At 40.9% G+C, this 15,554-nt stretch carries 12 protein-coding genes and 1 tRNA gene; 8 read left to right on the top strand and 5 right to left on the bottom strand.

Features of this window, described 5'->3' with window-relative positions:
* The first annotated feature begins 97 nt into the window (after positions 1 to 97).
* Positions 98 to 394, top strand: a complete 297-nt coding sequence (locus RJ01_RS07085; RefSeq protein WP_034170530.1) for an MGMT family protein — start codon at positions 98 to 100, stop codon at positions 392 to 394.
* A gap of 39 nt (positions 395 to 433) precedes the next feature.
* Here the strand turns inward: RJ01_RS07085 and RJ01_RS07080 are convergent, their stop codons facing one another.
* Together RJ01_RS07080 and RJ01_RS07075 are read right to left on the bottom strand one after the other, a co-directional pair.
* Entirely contained in the window at positions 434 to 874 is a 441-nt protein-coding gene (locus RJ01_RS07080) for a universal stress protein (protein WP_034170524.1), read from the bottom strand.
* A gap of 417 nt (positions 875 to 1,291) precedes the next feature.
* The gene (locus RJ01_RS07075; RefSeq protein WP_034170523.1) at positions 1,292 to 1,705 is read right to left on the bottom strand and encodes a hypothetical protein; all 414 of its coding nucleotides are present in this window, start codon (positions 1,703 to 1,705) and stop codon (positions 1,292 to 1,294) included.
* A gap of 325 nt (positions 1,706 to 2,030) precedes the next feature.
* Between RJ01_RS07075 and RJ01_RS07070 the strand changes: the two genes are divergently transcribed.
* Positions 2,031 to 2,107: transfer RNA gene (locus RJ01_RS07070), tRNA-Met, on the top strand.
* 204 nt (positions 2,108 to 2,311) lie between these two features.
* On the opposite strand, the gene RJ01_RS07065 is transcribed toward RJ01_RS07070, so the two are convergent.
* The 3 genes from RJ01_RS07065 to gltA all read right to left on the bottom strand — a co-directional run bounded on the left by RJ01_RS07065 (position 2,312) and on the right by gltA (position 6,259).
* On the bottom strand, positions 2,312 to 3,937 hold the full coding sequence (locus tag RJ01_RS07065; protein WP_034170522.1) for an NAD+ synthase: 1,626 nt from the start codon (positions 3,935 to 3,937) through the stop codon (positions 2,312 to 2,314).
* Positions 3,938 to 4,310: 373 nt separating this feature from the next.
* Positions 4,311 to 4,814, bottom strand: a complete 504-nt coding sequence (locus RJ01_RS07060; protein ID WP_034170521.1) for a hypothetical protein — start codon at positions 4,812 to 4,814, stop codon at positions 4,311 to 4,313.
* A gap of 170 nt (positions 4,815 to 4,984) precedes the next feature.
* The gene (gene gltA, locus RJ01_RS07055) at positions 4,985 to 6,259 is read right to left on the bottom strand and encodes a citrate synthase (RefSeq protein ID WP_004782984.1); all 1,275 of its coding nucleotides are present in this window, start codon (positions 6,257 to 6,259) and stop codon (positions 4,985 to 4,987) included.
* Between the two features lie 1,002 nt (positions 6,260 to 7,261).
* Between gltA and sdhC the strand changes: the two genes are divergently transcribed.
* The 6 genes from sdhC to odhB all read left to right on the top strand — a co-directional run bounded on the left by sdhC (position 7,262) and on the right by odhB (position 15,545).
* Entirely contained in the window at positions 7,262 to 7,660 is a 399-nt protein-coding gene (gene sdhC / locus RJ01_RS07050) for a succinate dehydrogenase, cytochrome b556 subunit (RefSeq protein ID WP_034705238.1), read from the top strand.
* The gene (sdhD, locus tag RJ01_RS07045; RefSeq protein ID WP_004782980.1) at positions 7,660 to 8,025 is read left to right on the top strand and encodes a succinate dehydrogenase, hydrophobic membrane anchor protein; all 366 of its coding nucleotides are present in this window, start codon (positions 7,660 to 7,662) and stop codon (positions 8,023 to 8,025) included. Before sdhC ends, sdhD begins: the two co-directional genes overlap by 1 nt.
* A 12-nt stretch (positions 8,026 to 8,037) precedes the next feature.
* Positions 8,038 to 9,936: an FAD-binding protein gene (locus RJ01_RS07040; RefSeq protein WP_034170520.1), complete on the top strand. Its 1,899-nt coding sequence runs from the start codon at positions 8,038 to 8,040 to the stop codon at positions 9,934 to 9,936.
* 14 nt (positions 9,937 to 9,950) lie between these two features.
* On the top strand, positions 9,951 to 10,661 hold the full coding sequence (locus RJ01_RS07035; RefSeq protein ID WP_034170519.1) for a succinate dehydrogenase iron-sulfur subunit: 711 nt from the start codon (positions 9,951 to 9,953) through the stop codon (positions 10,659 to 10,661).
* An 822-nt stretch (positions 10,662 to 11,483) separates the two neighbouring features.
* The gene (locus RJ01_RS07030) at positions 11,484 to 14,306 is read left to right on the top strand and encodes a 2-oxoglutarate dehydrogenase E1 component (protein WP_034170529.1); all 2,823 of its coding nucleotides are present in this window, start codon (positions 11,484 to 11,486) and stop codon (positions 14,304 to 14,306) included.
* An 18-nt stretch (positions 14,307 to 14,324) separates the two neighbouring features.
* Entirely contained in the window at positions 14,325 to 15,545 is a 1,221-nt protein-coding gene (gene odhB, locus RJ01_RS07025) for a 2-oxoglutarate dehydrogenase complex dihydrolipoyllysine-residue succinyltransferase (protein WP_034170518.1), read from the top strand.
* Positions 15,546 to 15,554 lie beyond the last annotated feature (9 nt).

Genomic DNA, 15,554 nt, shown 5'->3' with positions numbered 1-15,554 from the left:
TTGGTGTAAAGCCAAATGAGGACACGCCCTAATTATTAGAAGTTTCTATCAAGATTGAAAGCCTATGACATCAAGTGCAAGCCAGGAAATGGCACAAATGATTCTGAGTGTGGTTAGCCAAATTCCTTATGCGAAGGTAGCGACCTATGGACAGATCGCTAAGCTGGCTGGCTTGCCTAAACATGCACGTCTGGTAGGTAGGGTTTTAAGTCAGCTTGATACAAAAACCGATTTGCCTTGGCATCGTGTCCTGAATGCTCAAGGTAAGATCAGTCTCAATAAACTGGATGAATATGGACATAATATTCAACAGCAAAAATTAGGCGCAGAAGGGATTCTATGTGCTGGAAATTGGGTCAGCTTAAAGCAGTTTCAATGGGATGGATTTGTTTGAAAGAGAAATCCCCACTTAATTGAAGTGGGGATTTTTTTATTACTTACGGATGACCATTACAGGAACATTGGCCTGTCCCAAGATGCTTTGTGCAACACTTCCCAAGAACAGTTTCTTGAAGCCAGTGCGGCCATGTGAACCAATCACAATCAGATCAGTATTCAAAGATTCTGCCGCCTTGACAATTTCACTATAAATCACCTGACCTTCGAGTAATTGAGTTTCTGCATCAATACCTGCCGCAGCAAATTTCGCTTTTGCTTCGTCAAGTGTCTTCAGAATTGCAGTACGGGCACGTTCAACCAGGTCATTAGTTTGAGCTGCAGTAATGTATTCAGCAGCGATATAGGGATCAAGCGCCAGCACCTGAACCACTGTCACTTTACTGTTAAATGCTTTGGCAATTTCGACGGCTTTATCGACTGCAGCATAGGAAGTTTCTGAACCGTCAATGGGTACTAAAATATGTTCAAATGACATTAGAATTCTCCTTATCGGAAATAAGTTTTATAAAAATATGACGCGTTAAAATCGTGTACGAATTGTTGTTTATACTTTGATCATAGCGCGTATTTTATAAAAATAAAACCAAGTAAATACCTCAGTATTATGTTTAACAAAGCAATAATTTTTAATGGTTGGTATATTTTATAAGTTTTTGATTTATAATTATATTTTAAGATTAAAATAATATGATTTTAGAATATTAATGAACTAGGTTAAGAAAGCCATCTAATTTTAATAATGTATTATTACCTGTAATTTTAGATTCAAAAAATCCCTGTTATATAAAACTGTAGGGACAGGTTTAAAATTGAGATTTTAATAATAAAAAATCTATCAAACTGCATAAAGATAGCCTGCTATTTCTAATAGTAAGCTTCTATCAGCATAATTTTAGTGTTCTAAAATTTCCCTTTCCGAGGGTGGGGTAATACCGTTATTTTCTTGTTTAGATTGATCATGATCTGAAATGGATTTCTCACATTCATTATAGTGATCAATTGCAAAATTTTTAATTAAGGTTGAGCGTTCAAACTGATCTTGTAGTATTTCATATTTAAACGCTTTTTCAGTAAGTTTTATACCAATCAGAGCATGGAGATCATTCTCTGTACCGTAGTGCTGCTTTATTTGCTGAATCATCCATTTCTGAGGTGCACCTTTGAGTCTAAAGAGCATGACTTCTTGAGCCAGATCCTTTACATCTTCACATCCTAAAAATCTGCTGCTTGGATAAATAACAGTTGCAGTGGCTAAACTTGTAAAACTCAATAGGAGCAGGCTTAGGTATATTTTGAATTTCGTCATCTTCAGTTTTGCTTTAATCCAGAGATACTATTGGCCATATTTGGAAAAGCATTATAGCGATAGGAAAAGGTAGTAGATTCACTTTTTATTTTGTTTCTTCAGCAAGTTATTCTTAAAATTAAATATTATTTGATACGACTTCGATTCAGATTTGGCTTTAAAAAAAGATACTAATTTTCATAGTATTTGCTAATAGGTTTCGAATTAAAGCATGATTTGTACAAAGTTTAAGAGTTTATGATTAATTTGCATAAAGACTGAACATTTGTGGTTTAAAATGCTTGACGATACAACCTGAAATTACGATAATGCGCACACAGTTTACGGCTATGTAGCTCAGTTGGTTAGAGCACCGCACTCATAATGCGGGGGTCACAGGTTCAAGTCCCGTCATAGCCACCATTTTTAAAGACCAAGCTCTCAGCTTGGTCTCTTTTTTTGTACCATAAAAATATTAATAAAAAATTAAGAGAAAGTTCTTCTAAATTTCTTTCTGTTTAAATTTTTGAATCTTCTTTTAATTTCTTAACCCTATTTATTGCTTAAAGATAAAAAAATGCCCAAGCATTTACTTGGGCATTATGGCTAATCTAGTTTTGTTAAAACTTAGATACCTGCTTTCCAACCATTAACGACTGGATAGCGACGTTCACGACCATAAGACCGCGAGCTGATACGTGGACCAATTGCCCCTTGACGACGTTTGTATTCGTTAATATCAACTAGACGAATCACTTTTTTCACGACTTCAGCTTCAAAGCCTTTGGCAATGATGTCATCTTGGCTCAGATCTTCTTCAATATAAGCATAAAGAATCGCATCAAGCACTTCATAAGCCGGTAATGAATCCTGATCGACCTGATCTGGACGAAGTTCTGCTGATGGTGGACGAGTAATGACACGCTCAGGAATTACTGGAGTTTCTGCGATGCTGTTACGGTATTTTGCCAGTTCAAACACAATGGTTTTATAAACATCTTTTAATACCGCGAAGCCGCCGACCATATCGCCATATAGTGTGCAGTAACCAACGGCAAGTTCGGATTTATTACCGGTTGCCAGAACCAGATTGCCGAACTTGTTAGAAAGCGCCATTAATAAAGTACCGCGTGCGCGCGCTTGCAGGTTTTCCTCAGTAGCATCTACAGGGGCATTGCCAAAGAATGGATACAGGGTTTGCAAGAAGCCACTTACAATCGGGTTAATCTCAGCAATACCGAAAGTTACACCCATCGTTTTCGCCTGTTCAGTGGCATCTTCTACACTGATCTGAGCAGTATAGGTATAAGGCATCATCACTGCTTGGACTTTGTCAGGGCCAATCGCATCTGCTGCGATGGCAAGAGTCAGGGCAGAGTCAATACCACCAGACAGACCCAGAATCACGCCTGGGAAACCTGAACGCTGTACATAGTCACGAGTTGCCGTCACCAGACTTTGATAAATCTCAGCCATGGTTTCTAGGGCTGGAGTAATCGTGCCTTTGCTGAACTCTAATTTTTCTGCATCATATTCAGCGATATACAAGCCTTTTTCAAAGCTAGGCGCTTGTAGAGCCACTTCGCCTGATTTATTAAGTACAAAGCTGGTGCCGTCAAAAATGAGGTCATCTTGGCCACCTACCTGGTTACAGTACACCAAATTGATATTCAACTGTTTGACCAGTGCAGCCATGGTATCGATACGGTGTTGCGGTTTGCCTACTTCGTATGGAGAAGCATTTAGAACCAGCGCAGTATCAATATTTAATTGAGCCAGCTGTTGAACGGTAGATAATGACCAGACATCTTCACAGATCAGAACACCAAACTTGTGTCCCAGATATTCGAAGACCAGATGCTGATGTCCTTCACCAAAATAGCGTTTCTCATCAAATACACCATAGTTTGGCAGAGTTTGCTTATTATAAACCCCTAAAACTTCACCATCTTTCATGACGGCTGCTGAGTTATAGCGTTCACCATCTTCAGCCTGATTGACAAACCCGAAGACCATGACGATATCTTTTACTTCAGTCAGTTTCTCAAACGCCAGTTTTGTACGTTTAGCCAGACTTGGACGAATTAATAAATCTTCAGCCGGATAACCTAAAGTTGAAAGTTCAGGGAAAATAATAAGATCAGCATTATCTTTTTTGGCCTGATTTGCCAAATCTATCATTGTCTGCGTATTTGCATCTAAATTGCCCACATGTGGAGAGAATTGAGCAATCGCAATTTTAAAACTTTTCATTCCAATTAAGTCCTATTCCTATAGGTGAATACACTAAATCACTGATTTTTAAAATTCTAATTATCCAGCTGAGTGCAGTTTGATACGAACAAAATGCCAAATGGCCAAAATTAAAAAAGTCATGACCGCATGATCATTAAATCTTGATTTGCGAGCTACAAATATCATACTTGGCTTATTTTATCGAAATTTGAGGCAGATGCTAGAGCTGTTTCAGGAGAATTGAAACAGATATACAAAGTTATGATCAGAAATGATTTATTATGGTGCTTTTTTATTCTGGTAAATGCAAAAAAATACTCAATTGGATTTAAATGAGTTTATTTTCCAAAAATAGAAATCAACAGAATACTTGAGTGAAAAATATTCAATATCATCTGCTTAACTGATTTTTTAAAATAATATTAGGGATTTTTTTTAGAAAAATATCGCGTGCAATATCTCCCTGTTGTTCAATGTTATAGTCTAAAAAGGATTTGTTGGGATTAAATTGATATTTGTAAGGATTATATTTTCCCATACTTAAAAAATAAGCGGCTTGCAAAAAAGCACCCTTAAACAACACATTAATATTCTGCTGATATTGATAAATATGCGCCATTTCATGAATGAAAAGCGCCTGATAAGAACGGCTTTCTTTAGAATAATCGTCCCGATAATTCAGGTTACGCACATGAATATAACCACTTGGTGCCATAATCACATGCTTGGATTGCCAAGGCAGGAAAGGGTGATTCATGACACGGACTGCTGAATAGTCAATCAGGTCAGCAAAGACTTGCTGGCAAAGCTTGATTTCTCCTGAAGTCAGACTCCGGCTTTTAAACTGATCAAAACGAATCATTCTCAGGATGAAGGGAAGCAGGTAAAACAGCATTAAAACTCAATCCTTAACGATATAAGAGTAATTTCTAGAAATTTGCAGAAATTGAAAATTCTTCAGGTTTACTATTTTAAGTTTTTCACATCTTGGTTGTGTTGGTTTTTGTCAGTCATAAAAAAACCACCCAGAAGGGTGGTTTCTTACGTCTTTCAACGCTAACCGAATTAACGGTTGATGTCGCGTTGAACTTCGCCAGTGTAAAGCTGACGAGGACGACCGATCTTGTAAGGACCGCTGTGCATTTCTAACCAGTGGCTGATCCAACCAACTGTACGAGCAAGCGCGAAGATCACAGTAAACATTTCTGTTGGGATACCAATCGCTTTAAGGATGATACCTGAGTAGAAGTCTACGTTAGGGTAAAGGTTACGTTTGATGAAGTATTCGTCAGAAAGTGCGATACGTTCAAGTTCCATAGCAAGAGCAAGCTGTGGATCGTTGATGCCAAGAGCACCAAGAACTTCGTCACAAGTTTCTTTCATTACTTTCGCACGTGGATCGAAGTTTTTGTACACACGGTGACCGAAGCCCATGAGTTTAACTTCTTTAGTTTTCACTTTTTCCATGAAGCCAGCAACGTTTTCTACAGTGCCGATTTCATCAAGCATCTTAAGAACAGCTTCGTTCGCACCACCGTGAGCAGGACCCCAAAGTGCAGAGATACCAGCAGCGATACATGCATATGGGTTAGCGCCAGTAGAACCAGCTAAACGTACTGTAGACGTAGAAGCATTTTGTTCGTGGTCAGCGTGAAGTGTGAAGATACGGTCCATTGCTTTCGCAAGAATTGGATCTACTTTGTAGTCACGGTCTGCTGGAGTAGCAAACATCATGTACAGGAAGTTTTCAGCGTAAGTCAAATCGTTACGTGGGTAAACGAATGGTTGACCAACAGTATATTTGTAGCTCCAAGCCGCCAAAGTAGGAATCTTAGCGATTAAACGAATCGCAGTGATTTCACGATGGTTAACATCTTCGATGTCCAGATTGTTATGATAGAACGCAGACAACGCACCAACAACACCAACCATGATTGCCATAGGGTGAGCATCACGGCGGAAACCGTTATAGAAGCGGCTTACTTGATCGTGAACCATAGTGTGGTTACGAACTTTAGCGTCGAATTCTTCTTTTTGCTCAGCTGTTGGAAGCTCGCCATTAAGAAGTAAGTAGCAAGTTTCTAGGTAATCAGCTTTAGTTGCTAACTGGTCAATTGGGTAGCCACGGTGTAAAAGAACACCTTTATTACCATCGATGAAAGTGATTTTAGACTCGCATGCAGCTGTTGCCATAAAACCAGGATCAAAAGTAAAGTGACCTGCAGCCAACACATCCTTAACGTCGATTACATCTGGGCCCAATGTGCCGCTGTAAATTGGTAATTCAATTTCTTTGCCATCAAGCTGTAAAACGGCTTTCTTGCCAGTTGCTTCAGACATTCAATAGATCTCCTGTCCTGGTGAATGTATATCCGAGTTGCCTATCAATCTTTTAATGCACAAAACGGACGGATCAAAAATTTGCTATAAGATTAGTGGCTACTGAAATTTTGTCAATTATACTTATGGATGAAAAATGACATTCTCACAGTGGTTTAGTCATTTATCTTGGTATAAAAAGTTTAATAAAATCACAGTACCAAACCTCTATAATAAGTCAAATTGAACAGAAGGTGCAGAAAAAAATATAGTCTCTGCCGTATTTGTAAGCGTTTTTTCCTAGCAAAAAATAAAGCAGAAATTGAGAAAATATTTTAAGGCTGCAACTTAAAATTATATAAATCTCGTAACTTACATCGATTTCCTTAAGTTTTTACTTCAAACTTGAATTATAAATAAAAGCAATAAATTTTCTTTTTAGCTGTCTTTAGTCGGCTAAAAAATAGCTCGCAAATTTGCTTCACTTTGTTTAATGCAACTTAAACAAAAATAAATAAGTGTTTTTTTGAATCCAAAATGTCTAAAAACATCAAAAAAACTATGATCTACAAAGAGATAAGTAGGTTTTGGTACAAAAATTCCAAATTGAGATACCTCTATATAAATAGTCATTATTTATTTGTGAAATATATCCTTATGATTTTACTTGGGATTAAAGGACTTAGGGGCAGAATTACATTTTTACCGTTCATCTTTAGTCTAAATCTACTTAGTCGAAGCTTGGCTACATAACAGGCTAAATTAATCAGGTTAATTATTAAAAAACAAATATCTAGAATGAAAATATGAAGATAAAGCAAGTAGGGGAGAACTTAAAGTTGTTGTTAATGATTCTTATTTAAAGGTTTTTTGTTTAAAAAGCCAAATACAGTTGTTTGTATTTTAATAGTTCACGTTTTATAATTCAGTGTCGTTTTATGTTTAGGCATGTATTTGCCTGATAATGCCAGCTTTCCTTCGAATTAATTCCAACAAACTCCGGATGGAGTTTTTAACTACAGGATGCCCGCTGTGAAAAGCAACAGACCTGTCAATTTGTCCATGGGTCAAGTTTTAGAAGTAAACTTAAAATCACCCGTGGCTATTGCATCAATTCTACACCGTCTTTCAGGTGTCATCGTATTTTTACTCGTACCGGTCCTTTTGTGGCTGTTGGATAAATCATTGTCTTCAGCAGAAGGTTTTGCTGAAGTGCAGGAAATCTTTAACGGTTTCTTTGTTCGCTTTATCGTATGGGTATTTGTAGCCGGCTTAATTTATCATTTGTTCACTGGTATTAAGCACTTACTTGCAGATATCGGCGTTGCAGAAGAACTGCAAAGCGGTCGTACTGCAGCTACTATTTCATTAATCTTGTCTGCAATCGGTATTGTTGCAGCATTTGTATGGATCGTACTCTAATGAAAAGTGCTACTGGTTTAACAGGTTCAGGTTCTCGTGATTGGTTTGTCCAACGCATTAGTGCTGTAGTTCTAGCTGTTTATACCGTTGTGGTGTTTGGTTGGATCCTACTGAATGGTGGCTTCAACTACGAGCAATGGTACGGCTTTATGATGACAGTTCCAATGAAGATTATGTCTTTGTTGGCAGTCTTATCTCTTGTTGCGCATGCATGGATCGGTATGTGGCAGGTATTCACTGACTATGTGACTACTCGTCAAATGGGTCCATCAGCATCAGGTTTACGCCTTGTACTGACTTCAGCAGTGATTATTGCTGTATTTGCATATGCGATCTGGGCAATCCAGATTTTTTGGGCGAATTGATAGGAAACAATCATGGGCGCTATAACCCCTAAAGAAGATTACACAAATATTCCACACGAAACTTTCGATGCAGTTATCGTTGGTGGTGGTGGTTCTGGTATGCGCGCTTCTTACCAACTTGCTCAAGCAGGTTTGAAAGTTGCGGTACTGACTAAAGTATTCCCAACACGTTCTCACACTGTAGCAGCGCAGGGTGGTATCGGTGCATCTCTTGGTAACATGCAAGAAGATAACTGGCATTACCACTTCTACGACACAGTTAAAGGTTCTGACTGGTTAGGTGACCAGGACGCGATCGAGTTCATGACTCGCGAAGCACCGCAAGTGGTATACGAATTAGAACATTTAGGTATGCCATTTGACCGTAACGCAGACGGTACGATTTACCAACGTCCGTTTGGTGGTCACTCTGCAAACTACGGTGAAAAAGCAGTTCCACGTGCATGTGCTGCAGCCGACCGTACAGGTCACGCGCTTCTTCATACGCTTTATCAAAGCAATGTTAAAATGGGTACTCAGTTCTTCGTTGAATGGATCGCGCTTGACCTGATCCGTAACGAAGCAGGTGATGTACTAGGTGTAACAGCAATTGACCAGGAAACTGGTAAAATTGCCGTATTCCAGGCGAAAGCTACATTGTTCGCTACAGGTGGTGCTGGTCGTGTTTACCGTGCATCTACTAATGCTTATATCAACACTGGTGACGGTCTTGGTATGGCAGCTCGTGCAGGCATTCCATTACAAGATATGGAATTCTGGCAATTCCACCCTACAGGTGTTGCGGGCGCAGGCGTACTGTTGACTGAAGGTTGTCGTGGTGAAGGTGCAATCCTTCGTAACAAAGACGGCGAACCGTTCATGGAACGTTATGCACCGACTCTGAAAGACTTGGCTCCTCGTGACTTCGTATCACGTTCTATGGACCAGGAAATCAAAGAAGGTCGTGGTTGTGGTCCTAAAGGCGATTATATCCTTCTTGATATGACTCATTTGGGTGCTGACACCATCATGAAACGTCTGCCATCTGTATTCGAGATTGGCAAGAAATTCGCGAACGTCGACATTACTAAAGAGCCAATTCCTGTAGTACCAACAATCCATTACCAAATGGGTGGTATTCCTACGAATATTCATGGTCAGGTAGTTGTTCCTGAGTCTCCAGAATCTGAACCTCTAGTAACGAACTACGACAAGAATACTGATACCTATTCTACTAACCAAGAAGGTCGCAACTTCACGAAACCAGTGAAAGGCTTCTATGCGATCGGTGAATGTTCATGTGTATCTGTACACGGTGCAAACCGTCTAGGTACAAACTCACTGCTTGACTTGGTTGTATTTGGTAAGGCTGCCGGTCAGCACATCATCGATTATGTGACTAAACACCACGGTGATGAATATGAACCGCTTCCTACAACTGTACTTGAGCAAACTGTTTCACGTATTCGTAAACTTGACGAATCAACTACAGGTGAAAATGCTCAAGAAGTTGCTGATGCGATTCGTGATATCGTTCAAGACCACGCTGGTGTATTCCGTACATCTGCACTTCTTGAAGAAGGTGTGAAACAGATTCTTGCAATTGAACCGCGCGTGCGCAACATTCACTTGAAAGACAAATCTAAAGTATTTAACACAGCACGTATTGAAGCACTTGAAGTTGAAAACTTGTATGAAGTTGCTAAAGCGACTCTAATTTCAGCTGCAGCGCGTAAAGAATGCCGTGGTGCGCATACGGTAGTAGACTTTGAAGAGTCTCCTGACCATCCTGCATACCCATACGGTCGTCGTGATGATGAGTGGATGAAGCACACATTATGGTTCTCTGCGGACAACCGTCTTGAGTATAAGCCAGTGCGTTACCGTCCATTGTCGGTTGATGCGATTCCACCTAAACCACGTACATTCTAATTCGGAGAAGTAAGATGAGTAGAGGTACTCGTACATTTAATATCTACCGCTACGATCCTGATAAGGATGCAGCACCGTACATGCAAACTTTTAAACTGGAATTGACTGACAAGCACCGTATGTTGCTTGATGCACTTCTAGCCTTAAAAGTACAAGACGAATCTTTAACGTTCCGTCGCTCATGTCGTGAAGGTATTTGTGGTTCTGATGGTGTAAACATCAATGGTAAAAACGGTCTTGCATGTCTGTGGAACCTGAATGATTTACCAGAAACAATCACAATCCGTCCACTACCAGGTCTTCCAGTAGTTAAAGACCTTGTAGTTGACATGAACCAGTTCTACGATCAGTACAACAAGATTCATCCGTTCTTGATCAACAACCAGCCTGCACCTCCTAAAGAGCGTCTGCAGTCTCCTGAAGAACGTGAACATCTTGATGGTCTGTATGAATGTATTCTTTGTGCATGTTGTTCAACTTCATGTCCATCATTCTGGTGGAACCCAGACAAGTTCTTGGGTCCTTCAGCATTGTTGAATGCATACCGCTTCATCATTGATTCGCGTGATACAGGTACTCAAGAGCGTCTGGCTCGTCTTGACGATCCGTTCTCTCTGTTCCGTTGTAAAGGTATCATGAACTGTGTATCTGTATGTCCTAAAGGCTTGAACCCTACTAAAGCAATCGGTCACATCCGTAACATGCTTCTAGATATGGCTGGCTAATTTAGACTGCAATCAACAGTTTTTCAAAAAGCACACCACTTGGTGTGCTTTTTGCTTTATAGAGCTCCATAAATGAACAGTGGTAGTGAAAACTGCTGTTATTGGTGCTGTATCTTATATGATCAAATCGGGTGATGAATCATTGCAGAGCATTTTGGTCGGATTTATGCACTATTATGATGTTGTTTAAGGTATTTATGATTTTTAGATGTAATTCTGGACTGAAAAAGGTTTTCAATAATGTTATTATATAACGCAAAGTTGTAAAGGGAGTGGATTGGAAGATTTACTCTCTTTTTGTTTATCAAAAAGATGTAGGACTTTAGTCTACGCTGAATGTGTTTTTCATTTAAAGCTCCCTATGTTAGAGTAATTTCTGACGGAAGTATTTGACTAAAAAACATGCGTTTCTCGTCAAAAAAATCAATTGATTAGTCGAGATCGTGATAGCATTTAGCACAAGATTATATTTAAAAAATGTGTGGGCCGGTGTACATTTTTTAAACACGGAAAAAGTAGAGACTGGTATATAAATGTAAGTCAAAGTCGCTTTAGAAAAAATATAGTTTAAATCTTTGTTTTTTCTAAGTCGATTTGCAAAAAATTGCTCGGTCACGATCGGGTATTCAATGAGTGATGATGCCGCTGAGGGGCGTTATTGTTCATTAAACATATCAAGAATTTTCTTGGTGTGGTGATAACGCCTCATGGCTTATGCCTTATGGGGGACTAATGTTGAATTATCAATTTGACATTACTAATCCTGGGTTTTGCTTAAAAAGCATCCTGAAAATGTTTTTGCAATAGGAAATGGGTCCACAAATGCAAGAAGTTGCTGACGCTCTGCGTCTTGACACTGAACTTTCCGCTGATAGTGCAGCGTATATTGAAGAACTTTATGAGCAGTACCTCACTGCTCCAGACTCAGTGGGTGCTGACTGGAGAGCGTACTTCGATAAATTCCCAAAAGGTGATCAACCACACAGCAATGTACGTGAGCAATTCCTACTTTTAGGTCGCAATTCAAGCCGTATTCAGCCTGTTATCCAATCGACAGTAAGTTCAGAGCATGAACGTCGTCAAATTGGCGTTTTACAGCTGATTGCTGCGTACCGTAACCGTGGCCACCAAAAAGCAAAACTGGATCCATTAGGTCTGGCTAAACGAGAAGTTGTGCCAGATCTTGATCTTTCTGCGCACGGTTTAACTCAGTCTGATCTGGACACTATATTCAATACCGGTAACCTTGCGATTGGTAAGGAAGCAGCGACTTTGGGCGAAATGGTCCAAGCGATGGAAGCGACTTACTGTAGCTCTATCGGTGCTGAATACATGCATATCGTGGATACCAAAGAAAAACGCTGGATCCAGCAACGTCTTGAAAGCGCACGTGGTCAATATGGCCTGAGTGCTGATCAGAAAAAACATGTTCTTGAACGTTTAACTGCGGCTGAAGGTCTGGAAAAATACCTCGGTAATAAATTCGTGGGTGCAAAACGTTTTGGTGTTGAAGGTGGTGAGTCTTTCATTCCTATGGTGAATGAATTGATCCAGCGTGCCGGTTCTGTAGGCTGTAAAGAAGTCGTAATTGGTATGCCACATCGTGGTCGTCTGAACCTTCTGGTTAACATCATGGGTAAAAACCCGGCTGACCTGTTTGGTGAGTTCGAAGGCAAATCACTACACAAGAAAGGTTCTGGTGACGTTAAGTATCACCAAGGTTTCTCTTCTAACGTGATGACTCCAGGTGGTGAAGTTCACTTGGCATTGGCATTTAACCCATCTCACCTTGAAATCGTTGGACCTGTAGTTGAAGGTTCTGTACGTGCACGTCAAGTCCGTCGTAAAGACATTGGCGGCGATGACGTGTTACCAGTGATTGTTCACGGTGATGCTGCATTTGCAGGTCAAGGCGTAAACCAAGAAACTTTCCAGATGTCACAGACTCGTGGTTACACAGTAGGTGGTACAGTTCATATCGTAGTGAACAACCAAGTTGGTTTCACCACATCTGATCCACGTGATGCGCGTTCTACAGAATACTGTACTGATATCGCGAAAATGATCCAGGCACCGATCTTCCATGTAAATGGTGATGATCCGGAAGCTGTATTATTTGTTGCTCAGCTTGCACATGACTTCCGTCATACTTTCCGTAAGGATGTCGTGATCGATATGTTCTGTTACCGTCGTCGTGGTCATAACGAAGCGGACGAACCAGCTGCAACTCAGCCAATGATGTACCAGGTGATCAACAAAAAAGCGACCACTCGTACGCTTTATGCTGACAAACTGGTTCAAGAAGGTGTACTTGATCGCGCAACTGCAGATCAAATGGTTGAACAATACCGTTCTGATCTTGAAGCAGGTAAACATGTTGCCAATGCACTGGTTCTAGAGCCGAACAAGAAAATGTTCGTAGACTGGACACCGTACCTGGGCCATGAATACACAGACGAGTGGGATACTACATGTGATCTAGAACGTCTTAAAGAGCTTGGTCGCAAAATGCGTGAGCTTCCAGAAGGCTTCATGATGCAGCGTCAGGTATCTAAAGTGATTGACGACCGTCTGAAAATGCAAACTGGTGAAATGCCGCTGAACTGGGGTGCTGCTGAAACTCTAGCCTATGCATCACTGCTAGATGATGGTTATCTGGTCCGTTTAACTGGTGAAGACGTGGGTCGTGGTACATTCTCACACCGTCATGCAAAACTGCATAACCAGGTAGATGGCTCAACTTATATTCCACTTTGCCACATCAAAGAGAACCAACCGCGCGTTGCGATCTATGACTCTTTATTGTCTGAAATGGCAGTACTGGCATTTGAATATGGTTATGCGACGACTCTTCCTAAGAGCCTGATCATCTGGGAAGCTCAGTTCGGTGACTTTGCAAACTGTGCACAGGTGGTAATCGACCAGTTCATCTCATCTGGTGAAACCAAATGGGAACGTGTATGTGGTCTGACTATGCTTCTGCCACACGGTTTCGAAGGCCAAGGTCCTGAGCACTCATCTGCACGTCTGGAACGTTTCTTGCAACTATGTGCTGAAGACAACATGCAAGTGATGACTCCAACTACACCTGCACAGATCTTCCACGCATTACGTCGTCAGGCAATCCGCCCGATCCGTAAGCCAATGATCATCATGTCACCTAAATCATTGCTTCGTCATAAATTAGCGGTGTCTAATCTGGAAGAACTGGCTAACGGTACATTCCAGACTGTGATCGACGAAGTAGATAACATCAACAAAGCAGACGTAACCCGTCTGGTATTGTGTGGTGGTAAGGTTTACTACGATCTGGTTGAAAAACGTCGTGAAAAAGAATTGAACAACACTGCAATTGTACGTATTGAACAATTGTATCCGTACCCAGAAGCACGTCTTGCAGAAGTTCTTGCTCAGTATCCAAACGTGAAAGAACTGGTTTGGGCACAAGAAGAACCGAAAAACCAAGGTGCTTGGTTGTTCATCGCGCCTCGTTTATATGACGATGTGATGAAAGCGGGCAAACAAATCCGTATTAGTTACGCAGGCCGTGAAGCTTCAGCTGCACCGGCGTGTGGTTCACCATACTTGCATGCAAAACAACAAGCTCAGCTCGTTAACGACGCTCTAGCGATCGATGCTGAATAATCCAGGAGATTCTAAATAATGGCAACCGAAATTAAAGCACCGGTATTTCCAGAGTCAGTTGCGGACGGTACGATCGCAACTTGGCACAAACAACCAGGTGAAGCAGTATCACGTGATGAAGTGATCTGTGATATTGAAACTGATAAAGTTGTTTTAGAAGTTGTTGCTCCTGCAGACGGTACAATTGCATCAATCGTTAAAAATGAAGGCGATACAGTGCTTTCTGCTGAAGTGATTGCACAGTTTGAAGAAGGTGCTGTATCTGGCGCAACTCAAACTCAAGCAGTTCAATCTGAAACTGAAGCATCAGTAGAGCAAGCTGCTGCAAAAACTGAAGCGGGTAATGCACCGATCGTTGAGCGTCAACAGGTTCAAGACCAAGCTCCAGCAGTACGTAAAGCATTAACCGAATCTGGTATCAATGCTGCTGACGTATCTGGTACAGGTCGTGGCGGTCGCATCACTAAAGAAGATGTTGCGAACCATCAGTCTAAACCTGCAGCGCCTGCTGCTGCACCGTTAAGCGTTGCGGTTGGTGAACGTATCGAAAAACGCGTTCCAATGACTCGTCTGCGTAAACGTGTTGCTGAACGTCTGCTTGCTGCAACTCAAGAAACTGCAATGTTGACTACGTTCAACGAAGTTAACATGAAACCAATCATGGAAATGCGTAACCAGTACAAAGAAGTGTTTGAAAAACGTCATGGTGCGCGTCTAGGCTTCATGTCATTCTTCGTTAAAGCTGCGACTGAAGCATTGAAACGCTATCCAGCAGTGAATGCATCGATCGATGGCGACGACATTGTTTACCATGGTTACTATGACATTGGTGTAGCGGTTTCTTCTGACCGTGGTCTAGTGGTTCCTGTTCTTCGTGATACAGACCGCATGAACTATGCTGAAGTTGAAAACGGCATCCGTGCATACGCTGGTAAAGCGCGTGAAGGTAAACTTGCAATCGAAGACATGACTGGTGGTACTTTCACTATTACCAACGGTGGTACTTTCGGTTCATTACTTTCAACTCCAATCTTGAACACTCCACAAACTGCGATCTTGGGTATGCATAAAATTCAGGAACGTCCTATGGCAGTGAATGGTCAGGTTGAAATCTTGCCAATGATGTACCTAGCGCTTTCTTATGACCACCGTCTCATTGATGGTAAAGAAGCTGTAGGTTTCCTTGTAACAATCAAAGAATTGTTAGAAGAACCAGCTCGTCTGATCCTTGATCTTTAATTCTAAAGA

The sequence above is a fragment of the Acinetobacter sp. YZS-X1-1 genome (assembly GCF_000804305.1).
GTDB lineage: Bacteria > Pseudomonadota > Gammaproteobacteria > Pseudomonadales > Moraxellaceae > Acinetobacter > Acinetobacter variabilis.
Note: the sequence above shows the minus strand (reverse complement) of the source record. Positions and strands in the feature narration are given on the sequence as shown.